This window comes from Cryobacterium arcticum, from assembly GCF_003185895.1.
GTDB classification, from domain to species: Bacteria; Actinomycetota; Actinomycetes; order Actinomycetales; family Microbacteriaceae; genus Cryobacterium; species Cryobacterium arcticum.
Genome location: NZ_QHLY01000003.1, coordinates 130269 through 152211, shown reverse-complemented (window position 1 = coordinate 152211; position 21943 = coordinate 130269). Strand labels below are relative to the sequence as shown.

At 65.7% G+C, this 21943-nt stretch carries 20 protein-coding genes; 6 read left to right on the top strand and 14 right to left on the bottom strand.

Features of this window, described 5'->3' with window-relative positions; genetic code table 11:
- Window positions 1-50: 50 nt before the first annotated feature.
- Both CTB96_RS00790 and CTB96_RS00785 read right to left on the bottom strand, forming a co-directional pair.
- The gene (locus CTB96_RS00790) at window positions 51-737 is read right to left on the bottom strand and encodes a hypothetical protein (protein WP_110124994.1); all 687 of its coding nucleotides are present in this window, start codon (window positions 735-737) and stop codon (window positions 51-53) included.
- 140 nt (window positions 738-877) lie between these two features.
- A complete protein-coding gene (locus CTB96_RS00785; protein WP_110124993.1) occupies window positions 878-1324 on the bottom strand; it encodes a metallopeptidase family protein in 447 nt (148 codons plus the stop codon).
- 55 nt (window positions 1325-1379) lie between these two features.
- Here CTB96_RS00785 and CTB96_RS00780 point away from each other — a divergent pair, with 55 nt between their 5' ends.
- Complete coding sequence (locus CTB96_RS00780; protein WP_110124992.1) at window positions 1380-1622, top strand: DUF3499 family protein; 243 nt, start codon at window positions 1380-1382, stop codon at window positions 1620-1622.
- A gap of 657 nt (window positions 1623-2279) precedes the next feature.
- Here CTB96_RS00780 and CTB96_RS00775 read toward each other — a convergent pair.
- The 8 genes from CTB96_RS00775 to CTB96_RS00740 form a co-directional block, all read right to left on the bottom strand.
- Complete coding sequence (locus CTB96_RS00775) at window positions 2280-3527, bottom strand: multidrug effflux MFS transporter (protein ID WP_181397087.1); 1248 nt, start codon at window positions 3525-3527, stop codon at window positions 2280-2282.
- Window positions 3528-3550: 23 nt separating this feature from the next.
- Entirely contained in the window at window positions 3551-4588 is a 1038-nt protein-coding gene (locus tag CTB96_RS00770; RefSeq protein ID WP_110124990.1) for an LLM class flavin-dependent oxidoreductase, read from the bottom strand.
- Entirely contained in the window at window positions 4585-5916 is a 1332-nt protein-coding gene (locus CTB96_RS00765; RefSeq protein WP_110124989.1) for an NtaA/DmoA family FMN-dependent monooxygenase, read from the bottom strand. The genes CTB96_RS00770 and CTB96_RS00765 overlap by 4 nt, the downstream gene beginning before the upstream one ends.
- Before the next feature lie 13 nt (window positions 5917-5929).
- Window positions 5930-7231 carry an NtaA/DmoA family FMN-dependent monooxygenase gene (locus tag CTB96_RS00760; protein WP_110124988.1) on the bottom strand — a complete coding sequence of 434 codons (1302 nt, stop codon included), beginning with the start codon at window positions 7229-7231 and terminating at the stop codon, window positions 5930-5932.
- A 97-nt stretch (window positions 7232-7328) separates the two neighbouring features.
- On the bottom strand, window positions 7329-9017 hold the full coding sequence (locus tag CTB96_RS00755) for an ABC transporter substrate-binding protein (protein ID WP_110124987.1): 1689 nt from the start codon (window positions 9015-9017) through the stop codon (window positions 7329-7331).
- Between the two features lie 105 nt (window positions 9018-9122).
- Window positions 9123-10010 carry an ABC transporter permease gene (locus CTB96_RS00750; protein WP_110124986.1) on the bottom strand — a complete coding sequence of 296 codons (888 nt, stop codon included), beginning with the start codon at window positions 10008-10010 and terminating at the stop codon, window positions 9123-9125.
- 14 nt (window positions 10011-10024) lie between these two features.
- Entirely contained in the window at window positions 10025-11062 is a 1038-nt protein-coding gene (locus CTB96_RS00745; protein WP_181397086.1) for an ABC transporter permease, read from the bottom strand.
- 37 nt (window positions 11063-11099) lie between these two features.
- Window positions 11100-12425: an NtaA/DmoA family FMN-dependent monooxygenase gene (locus CTB96_RS00740; protein ID WP_110124984.1), complete on the bottom strand. Its 1326-nt coding sequence runs from the start codon at window positions 12423-12425 to the stop codon at window positions 11100-11102.
- A gap of 327 nt (window positions 12426-12752) precedes the next feature.
- Between CTB96_RS00740 and CTB96_RS00735 the strand changes: the two genes are divergently transcribed.
- The gene (locus tag CTB96_RS00735; protein ID WP_181397085.1) at window positions 12753-13496 is read left to right on the top strand and encodes a GntR family transcriptional regulator; all 744 of its coding nucleotides are present in this window, start codon (window positions 12753-12755) and stop codon (window positions 13494-13496) included.
- Between the two features lie 12 nt (window positions 13497-13508).
- Here the strand turns inward: CTB96_RS00735 and CTB96_RS00730 are convergent, their stop codons facing one another.
- The 4 genes from CTB96_RS00730 to aspS all read right to left on the bottom strand — a co-directional run bounded on the left by CTB96_RS00730 (window position 13509) and on the right by aspS (window position 18165).
- The gene (locus CTB96_RS00730; protein ID WP_282433096.1) at window positions 13509-14810 is read right to left on the bottom strand and encodes an NtaA/DmoA family FMN-dependent monooxygenase; all 1302 of its coding nucleotides are present in this window, start codon (window positions 14808-14810) and stop codon (window positions 13509-13511) included.
- 103 nt (window positions 14811-14913) lie between these two features.
- Window positions 14914-15708, bottom strand: a complete 795-nt coding sequence (locus tag CTB96_RS00725) for an ABC transporter ATP-binding protein (protein ID WP_110124981.1) — start codon at window positions 15706-15708, stop codon at window positions 14914-14916.
- Window positions 15705-16598: an ATP-binding cassette domain-containing protein gene (locus CTB96_RS00720; RefSeq protein ID WP_110124980.1), complete on the bottom strand. Its 894-nt coding sequence runs from the start codon at window positions 16596-16598 to the stop codon at window positions 15705-15707. The genes CTB96_RS00725 and CTB96_RS00720 overlap by 4 nt, the downstream gene beginning before the upstream one ends.
- Window positions 16599-16851: 253 nt before the next feature.
- On the bottom strand, window positions 16852-18165 hold the full coding sequence (gene aspS / locus CTB96_RS00715; protein WP_110125015.1) for an aspartate--tRNA(Asn) ligase: 1314 nt from the start codon (window positions 18163-18165) through the stop codon (window positions 16852-16854).
- A 79-nt stretch (window positions 18166-18244) separates the two neighbouring features.
- On the opposite strand from aspS, the gene CTB96_RS00710 reads away from it, so the two are divergent.
- From CTB96_RS00710 to resB, 4 genes are read left to right on the top strand one after another with little or no spacing between them, the layout of a single operon-like run.
- The gene (locus CTB96_RS00710) at window positions 18245-18889 is read left to right on the top strand and encodes a histidine phosphatase family protein (protein ID WP_110124979.1); all 645 of its coding nucleotides are present in this window, start codon (window positions 18245-18247) and stop codon (window positions 18887-18889) included.
- The gene (locus CTB96_RS00705) at window positions 18886-19491 is read left to right on the top strand and encodes a TlpA family protein disulfide reductase (RefSeq protein ID WP_110124978.1); all 606 of its coding nucleotides are present in this window, start codon (window positions 18886-18888) and stop codon (window positions 19489-19491) included. Before CTB96_RS00710 ends, CTB96_RS00705 begins: the two co-directional genes overlap by 4 nt.
- Before the next feature lie 2 nt (window positions 19492-19493).
- On the top strand, window positions 19494-20255 hold the full coding sequence (locus CTB96_RS00700) for a cytochrome c biogenesis CcdA family protein (protein WP_110124977.1): 762 nt from the start codon (window positions 19494-19496) through the stop codon (window positions 20253-20255).
- The gene (resB, locus tag CTB96_RS00695; RefSeq protein ID WP_110124976.1) at window positions 20239-21912 is read left to right on the top strand and encodes a cytochrome c biogenesis protein ResB; all 1674 of its coding nucleotides are present in this window, start codon (window positions 20239-20241) and stop codon (window positions 21910-21912) included. The genes CTB96_RS00700 and resB overlap by 17 nt, the downstream gene beginning before the upstream one ends.
- Window positions 21913-21943 lie beyond the last annotated feature (31 nt).

Here is a 21943-nt window from a genome sequence, read left to right as displayed (position 1 = left end):
AAAAACGGCCGAGCGTCTGCTCGGCCGTTTTTCGTGTGTGTTGCTGGGTGTTACTTGGTGTTGACGGTGATGGTGGCGATGCCGACGAGGAGCTGGTCGGCGATGGCGTCGGTGTTGAAGGTGGTGTTGAGCAGGGCGGCGGCGTCGGCGCTGATGTGCACGGTGGTGCCGGTGAGGATGGCGTTGTCGCCGTCCATCTGGAGGGGCTTGAGGGTTCCGCCGTAGAGGTCGAAGAGTTTGACCTGGGTGGCGGCGGATTCGCCGTTGGCGGTGACGTCGCCGAAGAGTTCGGAGGTGCCGGGGTCGATGGTGAAGTTGGTCAGTTCGACGACGGTGTCGCCGGCGGTGAGGGAGAAGCCGCTTCCTTCGTGTTCGATGACGCCCTGGACGTAGGGGCGGTAGTCCTCGGCGGGGTCGTAGTAGTCGACGTTGCCGCCGGTGATGGGGAAGTGCAGGCTGCCTTCTTCGAGGGTGGCGGTGCCGACGGTGCCGGGGGTGAGGCCGAGGCTGGTGAGGGCGGCGGCGAAGTCGGCGTCCAGGAGCACGGCGGTGTCGACGCCGGTGAGGGTGGGGATGGAGGCGACGGGGGTGGGGGTGGCTTCGGCGGAGCTGCTGCTGGACGAGCTGGACGAGGATGACGTCGACGTCGAGCCTTCGTCGGTGGAGCAGGCGGCGAGGCCGGCGACGAGGAGGCCCGCGGTGGTGAGTCCGAGTGCGGTCTTGGTGAAGCTGCGCATGATGTGATCCTTTGCTGTGGAGTGTGGGGGCTTGCTTGGTATGCAGGTGGTTCGGCCCCACGCCAGAAAAGGTTTGGTCTTAACAAAAAATCGCGCCTGTCCGAAGACAGACGCGACTGGCGCGATGAGCGGCGAAGCCCCTAGAAGTGCCGGAAGCGGTCAGGAGCGAGATCCCAGGGATCCTTGCCCAGTAACTCGGCGACACCACGAAAGACACAACTCTCGATGACCATCCGCTGATGGAACTCGTCATTGCGGTGCAATCGGCTGAGCCGTTGAATGGGGAGACGGTAGAAGGTGATCCGGCGTTCGCGGGTATCCACCGAGTACCGTTCCACTCCGACTCCGGGAATGACATTCATCGGTCCGGGCGCCACCTCGAAGACGACGTCGGCCAGCTCGTCTGGCCACACCATCCGCAAGTAGTCGACCGTCGACGCAATGGTCAGGTCGAACGAATCAATCCGCGTGCGCAGCGGCGGCAGAAAAGGGCCGGTGGCCGAACTGCGGATTCCGCGGCCATGCCGGTCCCGGCCCCGACCGCGATCTGTCGGTGCTTGCACGGTCGTGCGGCGTGAGCGAGACATGCACCCATTCTACTTCCGGCCGTATCCGGGCCAGCGGCGGTATCCTTCAATCACCATGTCAGTCAGAGCGTGCTCCAGAATCTCCTGCAATGACGAGGCCGTGGCCACCCTCACGTTCTCGTATGCCGACTCGATGGCAGTTCTCGGCCCCCTGGCCGGCACGCACGAGCCGCACAGTTACGACCTCTGTGATCGGCACGCCCGTCTCACGACTCCACCGCAGGGTTGGCAGATGATCCGGCATCGCATCGTCTCGATCGAGGATGCCGAATACGGGTCTCAGACCGCCTCGCCATAGCCAGGCCTCCACGTGCACCCGGGCCGGAATCCGTGCCATAACCGCCGACACGCCCGGGCGTGCGAGGCAATTTGCGGCCCCTCCGGAATCCCCGTAATGTCATCTCTCGTCACCCCACAGGTTCGGAAAGCCGAAGCGCTTCTGGCCTCAAGCGGGACCAACTCCCAGTCAAAAAACCTACGCACAGCATTGCTGTGTGTCGTTCATTTTGGCAGGGAATCAGCTCTTCGCTCGGTTCTTCAATCGATCGGCTGGAGTGTTTTGAGGCACTAGTTTGCCCACAACACGCCGCCTACTTGATTTGACACGGACTCGAACGGAGGCTAAGTTAGACAAGTTGCCCCGGAGCGACAGCCAATCACATGGCCTGAAGTCGGGTGCGTCCGATCCTTGAGAACTCAACAGCGTGCACAATGTCAAATGCCAAAAACCTCGTGGTTTGGATCCGTTTCTAGCGGTGAAGGGCCNGGTCTTGGTGAAGCTGCGCATGATGTGATCCTTTGCTGTGGAGTGTGGGGGCTTGCTTGGTATGCAGGTGGTTCGGCCCCACGCCAGAAAAGGTTTGGTCGGAAAAAAAGAAGAAGTCGCGCCCGTCCACAAGGGACGGGCGCGACTCTGTGAGGTGCCGGCGTTATCGAGGTACGGGTGACGTTGCCGTCAACGTCGAAGGACCGGCCCTGGCTGCCACGAGACGACCCGCCGGAGGCGGGGTCCCTCCACCAGCGCGACGGTGAGGGCCACGATGCCGTACCCGCAGATGGCATAGACCATGGTGGGGAGCGGGCCGGCAACGGCGAACCCGATCAGTGGGGCCGTCAGCGCCCCCAGCGAGTACTGCGCAACGCCGAGGGTCGCGGCCGCGGCGCCGGCCTGGGAACGGTCGACGCCCATACCCATGGCTATGACGTTCGGGTTGACGATTCCGTATGCGCTCAACAACACGAAGAACATCGGCAGCAATACCCAGACCGGGGCGCCGAGGAGAAACGCCACGGCGAGGGATGCGCCCATGGCCAGCATGATCGAGATGCCGACCGTGGCGATGGCCGCCGGATGCCACCGGAGCACGAAGCGTGCGTTGGCCCGGCTGAAGACGACGAGACCAACGGCATTGACCGCGAAGATCGCACTGTAGGCCGCGGGCGAGAGCCCGAACCGATTCTGCAGCAGGAACGAGGTTCCGGCCAGGTAGGAGAGGATCATGCCAGAGACGCACGCCATCAGCACCGCCGACACCACGATGGTGCGCTGCCGCAGCACACGAACGGTGGGTAGCGTCGTCGGGTCCTGCCGGTGAGTACTGCGCACGGCCGGTGAGTGGGTCTCCGGCAAGGCGAAACGCACCAGCACAAAAGCGACGACCCCGAGCGCCGCGATCATGACGAAGATCGATCGCCACGTTCCGGTCACCTCGAGCAGCACCCCGGCGAGGACCGGGCCGACCACGGGCGCGACGGCCGTCGCCGCCGCGAGCCGGGAATAGAACGCGGCGAGTTCCCCGCCGTCGAAGACGTCCCGCCCGATCGCTCGCGCCATCGAGACGCCGGCCGAGGCGGTGAGGCCCTGCACGAAGCGTGCCGCGATGAGCACCGGGATACTCGGGGCCAGTACACACGCCACGCATGCGAGAAGGAAGAGGCAGAGGCTCACGAGTATCGGCATCCGTCGGCCGACTCGGTCGCTGACCAGGCCGATCACCAATTGGCCGATGACAAGCCCGACCAGCGCGGAGGTCAACGTGAGTTGCACCAGTGATGGTTTCGCGTCGAACGCCACTACGATCGCGGGAAGGCTGGGACTGTAAGTGTCGATGGTGAACGGCCCGAGCCAGGTGAGCACTGCCGCGATGAGGGCGATTCGTCGCACCGAGACGGCGACGGGTGCAGCTCCGCGAGATTGCGTCACGGGCTGCCCGGCCGCACCGATTCTCATTCCGTAGCCGATCGAAGCAGGGGCAGAACGTCGCGCCCGAACCGCAGCAGGCCATCGTCGAAATCGTCGAACTGCAGGCTGAGGGATTCGATGCCTTCGACCTCACCCAGCTCGGCCAGGAGCCGCGCGACGGTCGCTGCGCTTCCGACCAGTGCCCGATCCTTGTCGATCGCCTGAACCTGCGCGGCATTCGCCGCAGCGGTGCCCTCATTCATGGTGTCTTTCGCCGACTGCTCGCGACGCCCGGCCAGTGCTGCCACATCCGTGTGGGCGTTGAGGTGGTGCACGCGGTCCCACGCTTCTGCGTCCGTGTCGGCAATGATCAGCATCACCAAGACGTTGGTGGTCACGACCCGACCGTAGGCACGGGCACGACGCACGATATCGGGCCCAGAATCGCGGGCGCCGGCTCCAGCCGTGAGGTTCTGGTCGCCATAGCGCGCCGTGAAATCGCGTCCTTTGTCGGAGGCGCCGGCACAGAGAATGGGGATGTGTTCGGCCGGGCGCGGCAGTCCGCTGGCGTTGTCGAGGCTGAAGTATGTGCCCTGATAGCTCGACACTCCCTCGCTCCACAGCTCGCGGAGAATCTCGATGTACTCCCGGGCGTACTCGTAGCGGTACCCGAAATAGTCGTCGCCCGGCCAGGCACCCATCTGCGAATACTCGAGGGAGTTCCAGCCCGACACCACGTTGACGGCAAACCGGCCTGGCCCGATGGAGTTGGCCGTGACCGCCATCCGCGCCGTCATGGCGGGGTTGAGGCTGAGGATGCCGACCGAGGCCACTACCTGGATGCGTTCGGTCGCGGCCAGCAGGCCGGCTGCCGTCGTGAACGCCTCGAGCGATCCCTCCCAGTAGTGGGACTCCGTGCTCGGTCCTCTGAACTTCACCATGGCGAGCACGAAGTCCAGGCCGAACGACTCCGCCAGCCGGGTCAACCTCAGGTTCTCTGTGAAGGTGGGGTCGCGGTCGGGAAGCGCTGTCGAGGCAACATATCCGTTGCTGGAGGTGGGCAGGAAGACGCCGTACCTCACAGTCTCGCCGTACCTGCACCGAACACGGACTCGCGAAACGTGCCCTGCCCGGGAGAGGTGCGCGCGAGGCCCCTGTCCTGCAACGCCGGCATGAGCCCTTCGGTGATCTCCGCGACGTAATGCCGGCTCAGCCGCCCGCCTCCTCCGCCGAAGAACAGGAAGCCGTCGCCGCCGACCTCGTCGATCACCTCGGCCATCCGGTCGGCCACGCTGTCGGGCGTTCCGACCAGCTCGACCGATTCAATCCGAGAGGCCGCGGCCTCCCTCAGGGTGCGACCACGGCCGATCCGGCGCAGGTTCTCGAGGCCGCTCGTGATTCCATTCGTTTCGAGGTCGTCGGGTATCGGAGCGTCGAGATCCAGCGTCGAGAAGTCGATGTCACCGCTGGACATGTGCACGAGCCTGGCGATCACGTTCTCGTCCGTCGGGGCGTATGCCCGCTCCCGGCGGATCTCGGCCTCCTGGATGGTCTCGGCGATGATCGGCTGCACGAGGTACAGCACTTTGAGCGTGTCGGGGTCCCGCCCAGCCGCTGCGGTACGGGACCTCAGGTCATCCCGGAACTCCCGCATCTGGGTGGGACTGGTCATGGAGGCGAGCACCACCTCGGCGTGCTTGGCGGCGAGCTCCCGCCCGGCGGGTGAGGAACCGGCTTGGAAGATCATCGGGTGCCGTTGCGGGCCGGGGAGGGTGTTGAGCGGGCCACGGCTGCGGTAGTACGCGCCGTCGAAGTTGATCGGACGCACCCGGGTGTGGTCGACGTACCGGCCCGCAGCCCGGTCCATGACGAGGGCGTCGTCATCCCAGGAGTCCCAGAGCTGTGTCACCAGCTCGGCGTACTCGTCGGCGCGCTGATACCGCTCGCTGTGGCTCGGCAACGTGTTCTGGCCGAAGTTCTGTGCGGCACGGTCTTCGGCGGAGGTGACCAGATTCCAGGCGACGCGGCCCTCGGTGATGTGATCGAGGGTGGTGAGGAGGCGCGCGAGCATGAATGGCGGGTAGAGGCTGGTCGACATCGTCGCGGCGAAGCCGATGTGCTGTGTCGCCCGCGCCAGCTTCGGGATCAGCGGCAGCGGGTCACCCTTCGGTGACCGGGTCGTGAAGCGAAGTTCGGCTTCCATGGTTCCGCCGTAGGTGTCCGGCACCATCACGGAGTCTTCGAGCAGGAGAAAGTCGATGCATGCTGCCTCGAGCTGGCGTGCCACGTCGACGTAGAAGTCGCCGTCCATCCAGCGGTCGCGGTGATTCGAGCGCCAGGTTCCGTTCCACGCCGGTGGCATGAAGTTGAGGAACCAGCCGAAAGTGAGTGGGGATGCAGGTGTTGTCATGGGGATGTCCAGGTCAGAACGAGAGGAGATTGTCGCGGAGAGTGCGGTGGGTGTATTCGGTACGAGTGAGGCCGCGGCGCTGCAGCTCGGGAACGAGCCCGTCGGTGACCTCCGTGATGTACCGCCGGCTCGTGGCACCGGAGATGAGGAAGCCGTCGCCGCCGACGTATTCCATGGCCTCCTCCATCTGGTCGGCGACCGAGGACGGTGTGCCGACAAGGTCGAGGCAGCTGATCGACCAGTTGGCGGCTACCTCCCGCAGGGTCTTTCCGCCTTCTGCACGCTTCATGAACATCGCCAGCGTGCTCTGATGTCCATTCGTGGTCAGCTCTTCGACGGGCTTGTCCAAGTCGAACTGGGACATGTCGTTCTCGGTGTAGGCCGAGATGTGCCCGAGGGCCGCTTCGACTCTGCGGTCGGTCGGCGCCCACGCCGACGTGAAACGGTCCTGCGCGGCGGCCTCGCTCTCGGCCACGATCGGGGAGACGACGAACAAGACCTTGCAGGAGTCGGGGTCGCGCCCGGCCTCCACGAGGTGTTCACGCACGCTGTCGCGGTAGGCCTTCATCGCTTCGACGCCGTGGGCGGACGCGATGATCGTGTCGGCGTGGGTGGCGCCGAAACGACGGCCGCGACCCGAGCCGCCGGCCTGGCAGATGACGGGTCGTCCCTGCGGAGACCGGGGCAGATTGAGCGGACCGCGCGAGGAGTAGTGCGCGCCGACGAAGTCGATCGGATGCACCTTCGTGTGATCGACGAAGGCACCGGTCCCTCGGTCCTGTGTCTCGGCGCCCTCCTCCCAGGAGTCCCAGAGCTGCCCGACGAGATCGATGAATTCGTCGGCGCGGTCGTAGCGCTCATCGTGTTCCGGCAGCCGGTCGATCCCATAGTTCTGGGCTGCACGATCCTCGCTCGAGGTGACGACGTTCCAGCCGACGCGACCGCGGGAGAGGTGATCAAGGGTGCTCATCGTGCGGGCGAGCAGATACGGCGGGTAGAAGGTTGATGACGCGGTCGCGACGATGCCCAGACGCGACGTCACATCGGCCATCAACGCGGCGAGAGCGAGCGGGTCGTGCTTGGGGGCGTACAGCGAGTACTTGAGGTCGATCTCGCTCGTGCCGGCGTAGGCGTCAGGCACCATCGACGAGTCCTCGATCATGATGTAGTCGAACTTCGCCCGCTCGAGCGACCGCGCGAAATCCTCGTAGAAGCGGCCGTTCGTCCATTCCGCGGCATCCGCGCCGACCCATTGGTCGGGGAAGGCCGGCGGGCGGAAGCTCATGAACCAGCCGAGGTGGAACGGTGTCGTCATCGTGATTTCTCGCTTTGCCTGATCGGGAGATGAATGCAGGGTGTGCCGCCCCGGCGTCGTTCTGAGCCGTGAGCGGCACACCCGTGCTGGGTGTTGGTTACTTGAAGGAGAGCTGCGACACGTCGAGCCAGTTGTCCGAGCGCCAGGCCCAGCCGGTGACGGCGTCAGAGACGGCGTAGGACGGCTGAACCTGGGCGTAGAAGATCATCGCGGCTTCGTCGAGCATGTAGGCCTCGGCCTTGTTGTAGGCGGCGCCGGCCTCGTCCGTCAACGGGTCTCCGAGCGACTGGGCAGTCGCCATCAGGCCGTAGAAGGTGTCGTCTTCCCACTTCGGATAGTTGAGTGGAGAGCCCTTCGTGGTGAAGAGGTTCATCTCGTACGGCGGTGTCAGCGTGATGGCGTAGTCGCGCAGCAGCATCGCCTGATAGTCGCCGGCGGTGCGACCGGCCGAGAAGGCGGCGGATGGCTGCTGGTTGATCTCGATCGTGAATCCGGCGTCCGCGGCTTCCGCCTGCATCTGCACGGCGGCGGCGACCAGGTCGGGGGTGTCCGCGTTCACGGTGAGCGAGAAACTCACGCCATCGGGGAAACCGGCGTCGGCGAGCAGCTCCTTCGACTTCTCGGGGTCGTAGCTGTATTCGGGGAGACCGGCGTCGGTGTATCCGGGAGCGGTCGCGTCGAGATAGCCGGTGGGCTGGGTCGCCCGGCCGAGGTAGACGTTGTCGAGGATCTGGTCATACGGGATGGCATAGGCCATCGCCTGGCGAACGAGGGTGTTGTCGAACGGTGCCTTGTTGGCGACCGGCACCATGAACGAGTAGATGTTGGTGTCGAGGCTGAAGACGTTGACCCCGCCCGCGGCCTGGGCGTCGGACTGCTCCTGCGGTGCCAGGTTCTCCGCGATGTCGACGTCTCCGTTGCGCAGGGACTGCGCACGGGTGGCCGAGTCGCCGACAACCTTGTAGATCACGGTCTCGATGGCCGGGGTGTCACCCCAGTAGTCGGGGTTCGCGACGATCGTGGTGTCGGCGTCGGGAGTGAACGAGTCGATCATGTACGCGCCGTAGCCCACGCCGATAAGCGGGTTCGCCTTGGCCCAGGCAACGCCAAACGGGTCCTCCGGAGTTGCGTTCTCCTGCAGAACCGTCGAGTCAAAGATCTGAGCCGTGACGTTGGAGATCAGCGAGAGCAGGGTCTGACCGTAACCGGCATCGGTGATTGTCATGGTGACGGTGCTGTCGTCGACCTTCACGATCTGCGTGGCCGGATCGGTGATGGCGGGCTTCGAGATGGCCTGGAAGACCGCCGTCGGGTTGCCGAACTTTTCAGTGAACGACCAGACCACGTCATCCGCGGTGAAGGGGTTGCCCGACTGGCTCACCACTCCTTGGCGGAGGTGGAACGTGTAGACGAGACCGTCCTCGCTCACCTCGTAGGACTCGGCGAGTCCGCCCTCGAACTCATAGACATCCTGACGGAGGGCGTTCTCATCCTGGTCGCTCTGGGCGTACGGGTTCACGAGCAGGGTCGAGTTGATCTGCATTTCGATCTCGGTCGCGGGGTAGACGTTGTTGCCGGCGTCATAGAAGAAATGTGTCGGTGACGTCGGGGTGGCAATGACGAGGGAGTCGGGTGTTGTGCTTGCCGTTTCCTCGGTCGAGCTGGACTGCGCGCTGCAGCCGACGAGGATCACGGAGGCTGCGGTCAAGGCCGCGGCGACGGTGACGAGCCGCGAGGCTCTGCGACGAGGCGCGGGAGCGCCGGCCGCCGGTGGGAATCGAAACATGGTGTGCTCACTCTCTGGAGGGAAGGGCGGTGCGGTGGGATGGACGGCGCTTTGACGAGCGCGCGGTGGGGTGGGTGTGGCGAAACGGATGTGTGGCGGGAAAGGTCAGTGGCGCTTGCGCAGGAGCTCGCTGCCGGCCAGAGCGATGCTCGACACGGTGACGATGAGCGCGATGGTGGGAAACGCGGCTCCCCACCATCGGTAGTTGAGGGCATCCGCCGCGCCCGTGGCGATCATCGTTCCCCACTCGGGCGTGGGCGGCGGCAGGCCGACGCCGAGGAACCCGAGGGCAGCTTCGACGATGATCGCGAGGCCGAACGTGGCCGAGAAATTCTCGAACGACGGGCGGATCGAATTCGGCAGCACCGTGGTGAACATCACGTTGATCTCGCGGGCACCGGCCATCCTGGCGGCGTCGACGAACGAGTCGCCTCGGACCTTGAGCACCTCGGTGCGCACGAGCTTGGACTGCCGGGCCAGCGAGACGATCACGAGCACCCCGATGATGGTGGCGACGGACGGTCCGAACAGGGAGACGAGCACGAGCCCGATGATGATCGCCGGCACGGCGTCGAGGATCTCCACGGCCCTGGCCAGCGACCGGGCGAGGAAGCCGCGGAGGCCACGAGCCGCCTCATTCATGCCGCCGATAACGCCGATGACGATACCGAGCACCGTCGATCCGATCGCGGCGATCGCGGCGACGAGCAGATTCGTGCGCGCGGCGGCAACAACCCGGGAGAAGACGTCCATGCCGTTCTGGTCGGTGCCGAACCAGTGTTCGGCCCCTGGGGGCTGGGACGGCACCCCCACGATGTCGACGGGGTTGAACGGCACCAGGAACGGACCGACCGCGGCGAGGAGCACCAGCAGCCCGGCTGGGATGAACAGCCACCAGCGCAGGCTGGCCTCTGTGCGTTTCGGTGCGCCGCGAAGGGCGCGTCTCCGGGTTCTGGGGACGGGGGATCCGGAGGTTGTGGTCTGGGTGGTCATGGCTGGCACTCCGCTCAGGCGGAAGCGGCGCCGACGCGCCGTCTCGAGTCGAGGATCAGGGTGAGAAGGTCGACGACCAGGAAGATCAGGAGCACCACCGCCACGATGACGATGAGCACCCCCTGCATAGCCTGGTAGTCGGAGGTCGAGACCGCGTTGACGGCGTATTGGCCGATGCCGCCGAGGCCGAACATCGACTCCATCACCACCGCCCCACCGATCAGGGATCCGAGGAGGGAGCCGGAGACCACCAGCACGGCGGGGAGCGCTCGCCGGAAGACCGAGACGACCATCATGAAGCTGGACCCGCCGGACGCTATGCGGAACCGGGTGGCGGGAGCGTCGACCTGCTCCTCGAGCCCGGGAATCAGCTGCTTCATGAGGTAGGGGGCATAGGCGATGCTCATCGCCGCGATGGGAAGCACGAGATGGGTCAGGGCCGAGGCGATCAGAGCGCCGTCGCCGCTCAGGAGGGTGTCGAGCATGGGGAAGTTCGTGATCGACGGTGCGGATGTCATCCGTGCGTCCAGCCGCCCGAGAGGCGCGGGGGCGACGCGCAGGACCACGTAGAAGATGAGGATCGCGATGATGCCCAGGCAGAAGTCCGGGAGGGCGCCGGCGGCCCGGGAGTACCCGCGTGCGATCGCGGCGATCGGCGAGCGCGGGGTGAACACCGCGGCGGCCGAGAGCAGTGTCGCGACGACCGCGGCCACGAACAACGCCATCAGCGTGAGTTCGAGTGTCTGCGGCACCCGGCTGATCACGTCCGAGAACACGCTCTGGCCCGAAGTGGTCGAGATGCCGAAGTCGAGCCGGAGGAGATTGAAGAGGAAGACTCCCAATTGCACGATCAGTGGCTCATTGAGCCCGAGCTGATCGCGGATGGCCTCGAGCTGTTCTGCCGACGCCTGGCCCTCGGTCATCGTGATCGCGGCATCACCGGGCACCAGCCGAACGATGAAGAACACCACGATCGCAAAGACGAAGAGGTGCAGTGGGAGGGCCGCGAGCCGAGCAAGCCACCACCGGTTCTTCGCGAATATCGAGTTCATCTGATTCCCTTGGGTCATTCGTTCGGCGACCGGAGGCCTAGAACTCGCTGAGGTGGTCGCGCAGCGTCGTTCCCGTGTAGCTCTCGCGGATCAGCCCGCGGCGCTGGAGGGCTGAACCGAGCCCGTCGGCGATCTCGATGATCGTTCTGCGGTTCATGGTGGGATAGAGCAGGAACCCGTCTCCACCGACTTCGTCCATGATTTCGCCCATCTTCTCTGCGACCGTTTCGCACGATCCAACGAGACCCATGTGCGAGATCGTGCGGTGGGTGGCTGCGAGCTCCCGGAGTGTCTTGCCCTGGCCGGCCCTGACGTAGTTGGCCATCGAGCTTTGTTCACCGTTGCCGGTGACCCCCGGGATCGGGGCGTCCAGATCCATGGCGGCAAAGTCGACTTCGCCGCCGCTCACATAGCTCATCGCCCAGAGCCGTTGGATGACCGCGTCGTCGGTGGCCGCTGCCGCAGCGCGGGTGGCCTCTCGCTCGTGGGCGTCAGCGTCGGTCTCGCCGATGATCGGGTTCACCAGGAACATGATCTTCAGCTCCTCGGGCGCACGGCCGTACTTCTCCATTCGCCGGTGCATGTCCTCGCGGAATTCCTTCATCTTGGCGACATCGCCGCCGTAGGCGAGCATCGTGTCCGCGGTGCGGGCAGCGAGTTCCCGGCCGGGGATCGAGTTGCCGGCCTGCGAGACCACGGGGCGGCGCTGCGGACCGGGAATGGTGTTCAGGGGACCCCTGGACTTGAAGTAGGTGCCGTCGTAGTCAATCGTGTGCACCTTGGTGTGGTCGGCGTAGACGAAGTTCTCCTCGTCGAGCAGCACGGCGTCCGGCTCCCAGGATTCCCAGAGCTGGTCGACCACGTCCATCCATTCACCGGCCATCTCGTAACGAAGGTCGTGCTCGAAGTGCTTGTCGTGGCCGAAGTTCTGGGCGACTCGGTGGGACACGGAGGTGACGACGTTGATGCCGACGCGCCCTTCGGTGAGGTGATCGAGGGTCGTCATGAGGCGCGCGGCCATGAACGGCGGGTATTGCGTGGTGGAGATTGTCGGGATGATCCCGATGTGCTTGGTTGCGGCGGTCATGAGCGGAACCAAGGGCAACGGGTCGTTCTTGGGCGCCATGATGCCGTATTTGAGCGTCGTCTCCATCGAACCGCCGAAGGTGTCCTCGATCATCGACGTGTCCTCGATGAGGATGAAGTCGAAGCCACCGCGCTCGAGTGACCGAGCGAGGTCGATGTACAGGTCAGGCTTCATCCAGTCGCGCCCGTTCGTGGAGTTCCACGCGCCGCCCCGTCCAGTGCGATTCCACGGCTGAATGCCGTATCCATTGCCGAGAAACCAACCGAGATGAAACATTGAACTCCCATGATCTGCGTCCGCGGATTTGCTTCCGGGGCGTCGCGGTCGGGGTGGTCCCCGCCTGCGGATTCTTGTTGGATTCGATCTAAGCGAGTCGATGTTTCGATCGATCGCCGTAACCGTGCCGATTCGGTTGCGCCTCTATTTCGCCGTCGAGTGGGTCCTTCTGATCAGGCATTTCGCTGCTTACCGCCGCCCCGCTGTCGGCTAGCTGCGACTGTTGAGCGCCGCCGCCGTTGTCCGTCGAACCGTCAGGGGGGAGGCGCAATCCGGGCGAAACGGAACCGTTACACGGGGGGACCGAGCGGTGGCTACCGTGGGTTGATGGACGACGAGGAACTCAGCGCTCACCCGCGCGCGAGCGGCGGATCCGCCCGCGGACGCCATACCTCGACGCGCCGGGTGCACGACATCCTGCGGGCCAGTATCAGCAGCGGTCTCACCTTCAGCCATGACGGCCTGACCGAAGAGTTCCTGATGCGTGAGCTCGACGCCAGCCGCAACTCGGTCCGCGAGGCCCTCCGGATGCTCAGCGACGAGGGGCTTGTCGACCGGCGGCGAAAGAGCGGCACCTCCGTCTCCGGCTCGATCCTGAGGATGCCGCTCAACGACATGGTCAGCCCCAAAATCGAAGGTGACCTCAAGATCCGGTGGATCGAAAGGCGGGTCGTGCCGACGACGCGGTTCATTCGCGACGCGTTGCAGACCGAAGACAGCCACGTGGGAATGATCGAGCATCTCTTCCTGCTCGGTGGTCAGCCGGTCGGGGTGCGCTCCCTGTACTTCGACAAGAACCACGACATCGTAGAGACTCCCACGGCGATGAACCGGCGGGACGCGTTCAAGTTCGCCTTCAGCACGGCGATGGGCCGAGTCACGACGGTGATCGAGGCGAAGATCTGCGACGACAAGACGTCGCGAGTGCTTCGGGTGCCGCTGAATTCGGCGATACTCGTACGCCAGCAGACCCTCTACGACATCGATGACAATCCGCGCGAAGTGGATTTCACCCACTTTCGCGCGGATCGCCTGTCGATCGTGGAAGAGTCGCTGGCGCCACTCGATTGAACGCAGTCGGCTCTAGAAATCGAGCAGGTTCTCGCGCAGTGTCGAGTGGTCGTAGGTGTCGCGGATGAGCCCGCGGCGACGCAGAGCAAGGCTGAGGCCGTCGGAGTACTCCGCGATGGTGCGCCGTGTCACCTCGGGGTACACGAGGAAGCCGTCTCCGCCGACCTCTTCCATGATTTCGCCCATCTTGGCGGCGACAGTGTCGGGCGAGCCGATCAGCCCGAGGTCACCGATCTGCCGGATGCTGGTGATGACCTCACGCAGCGTCTTGTCTTCGTTGCCCGCGGTGTACTGCTTCATCGAGCTCTGCTCGCCGTTGCCAATGATATTCGGCATCTTCTCATCGAGGTCGAATTTCGAGAAGTCGACCTCGCCGCCGCTCACATAGGACAGGCCCCAGAGGATGCCCGCGATCGATTCGTCGCTGGAGACGTATGCCAGCCGTTCCGCCTCGCGCTGACGCGCATGCTCGTCGTTCTCGCCGAGCATCGGCGTGACCAGGAACATCACCTTGAGCGAGTCTGGGTCGCGCCCTTCCGCGGCGACACGGGCGCGCATGTCCTCGCGGAACGCCTTCATCTGCTCGACGTTGTGGCCCATGGCGAGCATCGTGTCGGCGTGCTTGGAGGCGAGCGCACGACCGGGTGAGGAGTTGCCGGCCTGGGCGATGACGGGCCGTCGCTGGGGTCCGGGGATGGTGTTGAGCGGGCCGCGGCTGGAGAAGTAGTCACCCCTGAAATTGATCGGGTTGACCTTGGTGTGGTCGGCGTACATCGGCAGGTCGGGATTGAGCACCAGGGCGTCCTCGTCCCACGATTCCCAGAGCTGGGAGACGACGTCCATCCATTCCTCGGCGCGGGTATAGCGCTCGTCATGGGGCGGCAGCTTGTCGAATCCGAAGTTCTGGCCGACGCGGTGAGTCACCGAGGTGACGATGTTTGCGCCGAAGCGACCTTCGGTGAGGTGGTCGAGCGTGACGGCCTGACGGGCCGCGAGGAAGGGCGGGTATTGGCTCGTCGAGATCGTGGCGATCACGCCGATGTGCTTGGAACGCTGCGTCATCAGCGGCACGAGCGGGATCGGGTCGTTCTTGGGAGCCATGGTGCCGCGGCTGAGAGTGTGTGCCGCGGAGCCCTCGTAGGTGTCCTCGACCATGGACGTGTCTTCGATGAAGACGAAGTCGTAACCGCCCCGCTCCAGCGAACTGGTGAGGTCGACGTAGAGGTCGGGCTTCATCCAGTCCGTCATGCTGCGGCCGGAGAACGTGCCTGTCCACGGCTGTATTCCGAACCCGTTGCCCAAGAACCATCCCATATGGAACACAGCAGACCATCCTTCATCGTGTTGTCGTCATGAGGTCGTCTCGGCCTCCGCGGAGCCTGAGACTGGATTCGCACGGTCGGGAGACCGGCGAGGCTTAGGCGGTGCGCTTGCCCCGATAGGCGTCGATGAGGCTCACGGTGTACGGCTCGCGCGGGTCACTGATGATCTCCTCCGCGGGTCGCTGCTCGATAATCTCGCCCTTGTACATCACGACCATCTCGTCGGAGATGAAGGCGGTGGCCGGCAACCCGTGGGAGACGAACACCAGCCCGCAGTCGTGCTCGGCGCAATACTGCTTGATGAAGTTGAGGATGGTGCCCTGCACCGAGACGTCAAGTGCAGAGACCACTTCGTCGCACATCAGCACGCTCGGTCTCACGATCAGAGCCCGCGCCAGGGAGAAACGCTGTCGCTGCCCACCGGAGACCTCGCCGGGGTAACGGTCGGCCGACGCCGGGTCGAGGGCGAGGGTGTCGAGCAGCTCGTCGACCGCCGCATCCGCCTCCGGCCGGGACAGTCCACGGAGGATCTGGGCGGGCCGGCGCACTGCGTAGCGCAGAGTGCGGCGCGGGTCGAACGATGACGTCGAGTCCTGGGCTACGAATTGCACCGTGCGGCGAAGTTCCCGCATGCCGTCTGCAGTCCGAGCGAGGTCGCTGATGTCGTTGCCATCAAGCGTGACGGTGCCCGTCGTCGGTTTGTCGAGTCCGACGAGCATACGGGACAGCGTTGATTTGCCCGACCCCGATTCGCCGACGATCCCCGTTGCGCTGCGCGATGTGATGGTCAGCGACACATCGTCGACGGCGGTGAACCTTTCGTGCCGCGCCCCGAACATCCGCGAAACACCGGATGCCTGGATCGTGACGATCTTGGGGATGTCGGTCATGAGGCGAGCCTTTCTTCGGCGATGGCGCGGCGGCGTACTGCCTCGAGCGTGGGGAGTTCGGCCAGGTGGACGCTGTCGAGGGTCGGGACGCAGGCGAGCAGGCCGATCGTGTACGGATCGGTGGCAGTGCTCTCGATAGCTCCGGCGTCGACGTCGTCGACCACCCGGCCCTTGCTCATCACCAGCACCCGGTGCGCGTAGTCCAGGCACAGCCCGATGTCGTGGGTGACGATGATCAGCGCGGCGCCGGATTCCTCGGTCAGCTGCACCATCAGTTCCATCACCTCCCGGCTGAGCGCGGCATCCAGCGCGCTCGTGGGCTCATCGGCGACGAGCAAGCGTGGTTTGCCACAGAGTGCGATCGCGAGCATCACGCGCTGTCGCATGCCGCCCGAGAGTTCGAACGGGCGGGCCTTCATCACCCGGTCGGAGTCGGTGAGCCCGACCCGGCTGAGCCACAGGTGCGCCTCTGCACGTGCCGTTGCGGGTGACAGACGGCGACCCGCGCGTCTGGCCTCTGACCGGAGCACGTTGAGCAGTTGGCTCCCGACGGACCAGACCGGGTCGAGTGACGTCATGGCGTCCTGGAAGACCATCGAGAGCCCGGGAGTGCGACGCGCGACCCGGTGGATCACGGTGCGATCCAGCGGCTTGCCGTCGAACATCGCGCGGTCATGGGTGACCGTCGCGTTGGGCGCGGAGAGGAACCCGGCTACCGCCATGCTCAGCGTCGACTTGCCCGATCCGGATTCACCGACAATGGCCATCCGGTCACCGGGTGCAAGATCGAAGCTCACCCCCGAGACCGCCGTGACATCAACCCCGTGAACGCGGTAGCTGATGTTCACGTTGTCGAACGACAGCAGGGGAGCGGGGCTGAGCTGGGTCATGAGGGAGCAGTCTCCGATCGGCGCCCAGGTTGGGCCCCTCGGATCACAGTCTCCCTGCCCACTGTTTCGGGCAGCGCCATGTCGTGTTTCGTTTGGTTTTCGCCGGTTTCCGCCAGCTGACGCACCCTATTCGACGGTGATTCCAGCGATTAAGGCCACCGGGCCGTTTCGCCGGTGTGCGACATCGACGGGGGGTTAACCCAGAGTCGCGCCTGTCCGGGGACAGGCGCGATTCGTGGAGCGGAGGTGCGGGTTACGGCTCCAGGCGGGTCGGACCGCGGAACAGGTACGTGACCTCGCGGATCGACGCCTGGTGCAGCATCAGCATCAGCACACGGGCGAGGCCCATGCCGAAACCACCGTGCGACGGCACGCCGTAGCGGAAGAAGTCCAGGTAGCCGGCGATCTCTGCCGGGTCGAGGCCCTTCTCGATTGCCTGCTCCACCAGCACGTCGACGCGGTGCTCGCGCTGGGCCCCGGTGGAGATCTCGGTGCCGTTGAAGATCAGGTCGTAGCTGTTGGTGAGGCTCGCGTCGCCCTCGTGGCGCATGTGATAGAACGGGCGGATGCTCGACGCGTAGTCGGTGAGGAACACGAATTCGTGCCCGTAGGTCTCGGCGACGTAGGCCGCGATCTGGCGCTCGCCCTCCGGGTCCATGTCGTCGTCGTCACGAGGAACCTCGTAGCCGCGGCTCTTCACGATCTCCTTGGCCTCGGCCAGCGGGATGCGCGGGAACGGGGTGCTCGGAACGGTGACCTTGACGCCGAACAGCGCGAGCACCTCCTCGCCGTGCTTCGCCTTGACGGCGGTGAATGCGGCTACGAGCAGGTCCTCGTGCAGCTGCATGACGTCTTCGTGGCTGTCGATCCAGCTGATCTCCGAGTCGACGCTGGTGAACTCGGTGGCGTGCCGGCTGGTGAACGACGGGTCGGCCCGGAACGCCGGCCCCACTTCGAAGATCTTGCCGAAGCCGGAGGACTGCGCCATCTGCTTGAAGAACTGCGGGCTCTGCGCCAGGTACGCCTTGGTGTCGAAGTACTCCACCTCGAACAGCTCGGCGCGGGACTCGCTCGCACTGGCCATCAGCTTGGGGGTGTGCAGCTCGATGAAGTCGTGCTCGATCCAGTACGTGCGCAGGGCGTGCTCGAACGTGGTCTGAATGCGGAAGATGAGGTTCTGCTTGGGCTGACGCAGGTCGAGGAACCGCCAGTCCATGCGCTTGTCCAGGCTCGAGTCCGCCGCGATCGGCGTCTCGGGGATGGCCAGGGTGACTACCTCGAGGCTGGCCAGCTTGATCTCGATGCCGCCGAGCTTGACCCGCTCGTCGTGCTTGAGCTGGCCGGTGACCGTGACGAAGCTGCCCTGGGACAGGCTGGAGATCGTGGTGGCCGGCTCGTCGTCGACAACGACACCCTCGGCATCCGTGGTGCGCGGATTCACCAGCTGCACGGCGCCCGATTCGTCGCGCAAAACGACGAACTGCACCTTCTTCTGGTCTCGGACGGTTTCGACCCACCCGGACACGGAGACGAGACCGTCGTCGAGGGCAGCTAGGTTCTTGATCAGTACGCGGGCATTCACCCGGCAAGTTTAGCCGCACTGCTCTCGGCTAATTCGCGGGGAACCTCTCCGTAGACTGGAGCGCGTGGTAGCTAGCCAGGTACATCTCGTGCGTCACGGTGAGGTTTTCAACCCCCAACGCGTGCTTTACGGTCGACTTCCCGGCTTCAGGCTGTCCGATTTGGGACAGCAGATGGCCGAGACGGCCGCCGTCGACCTCGCCGAACGCGCCCGCCCGGTAGTGCGCATCGTCGCGTCGCCGTTGCAGCGCACCCAGGAGTCGGCCGCACCCATCGCCCGCGCCTTCGGCCTGCCGATCGACCTCGACGAGCGCCTCATCGAACCGGCCAACCGGTTCGAGGGCAAGCGTATGCGCGGCCCTGGCGGCGCGCTGCGCGACCCGCGCAACTGGCCCAGCCTGACCAACCCCGCCAGGCCCAGCTGGGGCGAACCGTTCCGGTCCATCTCCGCTCGCATGCTCGCCGCCATCGACGACGCCTTCCAGTCGGTCGACGACGGCGATGTCGTGCTGGTCAGCCACCAGCTGCCGATCTGGATGGTGCACCGCACCCTGGCCCAGGAACGCCTTGCCCACGACCCGCGCAAACGCCGCTGCGACCTTTCCAGCATCACCACTCTCTCCTGGCGCGGCACCGGGCCGGCCGAGGTCGCCTACACGAGCCCCGCCGCCGCGCTCCTGGTGCCCGCGAACGACGTGGGTGCAGTGTGAGCCGCCGAAAGTTGCCCATCGCGCTGGCCGGCCTGGTCGCCGTGGCCGCCCTGGCCCTCAGCGGCTGCACCGCTGACGACTCCCTCGCCGACCAATACCGGGAAGGCAGCGGCAAGGGCTACATCGCCGGCGACGGCAGCGTCACCGAGATCGCCGCCGCCGACCGCGGGGAGTCGGTCGAGTTCGAGGGCACTCTCGAAGACGGCAGCACGGTCAGCTCCGCCGACTACGAGGGCGAGGTGCTCGTGGTGAACTTCTGGTACGCCGGCTGCGCGCCCTGCCGGGCCGAAGCGCCGGACCTCAAGACCATCAGCGAGGAATTCGCCGGCGAGGGCGCCAGCTTCCTCGGCGTGAACGTGCGCGACCAGGCCGCCAGCGCGATCGCGTTCAACGAGAGCTACTCCATCTCCTACCCGTCGGTGATGGATGTCGACGACGGCGCCATGCAGCTCGCGTTCAGCGGCAACATCCCGCCGAACGCCGTGCCCACCACCCTGGTGCTGGACACCTCAGGCCGGGTGGCCGCACGCATCCTCGGCCAGGTGAACTCGCCGTCGATCCTGAAGACCCTGATCGCGGACGCGATCGCCGAGGACGGCTAGGCGTGGGGAATCCCTTCGGCGAGATCGTCTTCAGCGGACAGCTGTACCTGGCGATCCCGATCGCCGTGCTGGCCGGGCTGGTCTCGTTCGCCTCCCCGTGCATCCTGCCGCTCGTGCCCGGCTACCTCGCCTACATCGGCGGCTTCGCCGACGGCAGCTCTGGCTCCAAACTGTCCGCCCGCCGCGGCCGCAACCGGCTTCTCGTCGGCGTGGCCCTGTTCATCCTGGGCTTCACCCTGGTCTTCGTGCTCACCGGGGTGGTCTTCGGGTTCGCCGGATTCTGGCTCAACCAGTATCGCGAACTGATCACCCGCATCGCCGGCGTCATCGTGATCCTGCTCGGCCTGGTCTTCGTGGGCCAGTTCGGTGCCATGCAGCGCACCATCAAGACCTCCTGGCGGCCGCGGATGGGCCTGGCCGGCGCACCGCTGCTCGGCGCCGTCTTCGCCGTGGGGTGGACGCCGTGCACCGGCCCCACGCTCACCGCCATCAACTCGCTCAGCCTGAGCACCGGCTCGCCCTGGCAGGGCGGCCTGCTGGCCCTGTTCTACGCGCTCGGCCTGGGCATCCCGTTTCTGCTGATCGCGCTCGGCCTGAACTGGGCCACCGGGGCCGTAGCCTTTCTCAAGCGTCATATCCGAGCAATCAACCTGTTCGGCGGCGTGCTCCTGATCGTTATCGGGGTGCTCATGGTGAGCGGCGTATGGAATGCCTGGCTCCTGAACCTGCAAGGGGTGATTGGCAGCTATGTCCCGGCCATCTGACCATATTGACTCGCAGCCGGCGCCCGCCGGCGACGGCATCACCCAGCCCAAGCTCGGGTTCGTGGGCACCCTGCGTTGGTTCTGGCGCCAACTCACCAGCATGCGCACCGCCCTGTTCCTGCTGTTGCTGCTCGCGATCGCTGCCGTTCCCGGCTCGCTCGTGCCCCAGCGCAGTTCAGACCCGAACGGTGTCACCCAGTACTTCACCGACAACCCCGATCTCGCGCCGGTGCTCGACAAGATCCAGGCGTTCGACGTCTACTCCTCGGCGTGGTTCTCGTCGATCTACCTGCTCTTGTTCATCTCGCTGATCGGCTGCGTCATCCCGCGCACCAAGCACCACCTGCAGGCGCTGCGGGCCAAGCCGCCGAAGACCCCGGCCCGGCTCGCCCGGCTGGCCGGGTTCACCACCCGCACCGCTCCGGCGGGCACGGATGCCGCCGCCGCCGTCGCATCCGCCCGCACCCTGCTCAAGCAGGGCCGGTACCGGGTGGCGCTGTTCGACAGCCCGCGCGAGTTCTCGGTGTCGGCCGAGCGCGGGTACATGCGCGAGACCGGCAACCTGGTCTTCCACTCCGCCCTGGTGGGACTGCTCGTGGTGGTGGGCTTCGGCAGCGGGTTCGGCTTCAGCGGGCAGCGCGTGCTCGTGGAGGGTCAGACCTTTGTGAACACCCTGCTGGCCTACGACTCCTTCAACCCGGGCCGGTTCTTCAACGACACCGGTCTCGACCCCTACAAGCTCACCCTCGACGACTTCCAGGTGAGCTACGAGACCCAGAACCTCGACGCCTTCGGCCAGCCGCTGGACTTCAGCGCCCTGGTCAGCGTGACCCCGCGCGGCGGCGACGCGCAGGCCGGGAAGGTGCGGGTGAACGACCCGTTGCGCACCGGCGGCACCAGCATCTACCTGCTCGGCAACGGCTATGCGCCCACCATCACGGTGCGCGACCCGCAAGGGACCGTCGTGTTCACCGACTCGGTACCGTTCCTGCCGCAGGACGCCAACCTCACCTCGCTCGGTGTGGTGAAGGTGCCCGACGGCCTGGCCGAGCAGGTGGGTCTGCTCGGGTTCTTCTACCCGACCCAGGCCGAGACGACCACGGGTTCCTACTTCTCCAGCTTCCCCGACCTCACCTACCCGGTGCTCACCCTCAACGTCTACGCGGGGGACCTCGGTCTCGACGAGGGTGTGCCCACCTCGGTGTACAACCTCAACACCGACCACATGGAACCGTTGGCCACCCGCACCAGCGACATCAAACCGCTCGAACTCAAGCCGGGCGAGACCCAGGAGCTGCCGAACGGGCTGGGTTCGGTGACCTTCGAGAACGCCACCCCGGATGCCGCGGAGGGCGATTACTCCGAGTCCGTGCCCCGGTTCGCGTCGTTCGACATCCACCACGACCCCACCCAGGGTTGGGTGCTGCTGTTCGCCGTGCTCGTGCTCGGCGGACTGCTGACCTCGCTGTTCGTGCCCCGGCGCCGGCTCTGGGTGAAGGCCATCGAGCAGGCGGATGGGTCGGTGCGGCTGGAATACGCGGGCCTGGCCCGCGGTGAGGACCCCGCTCTGGAGTCCGCGGTGGCGGCCCTCGCCGACCGCCACACCACCCTGCTGGAACGCTCGAACCCCGCCCCTAAAACCGCTGATCCCGCTTAGGCTGTACAAGTGAATCTGAACGAACTCTCGA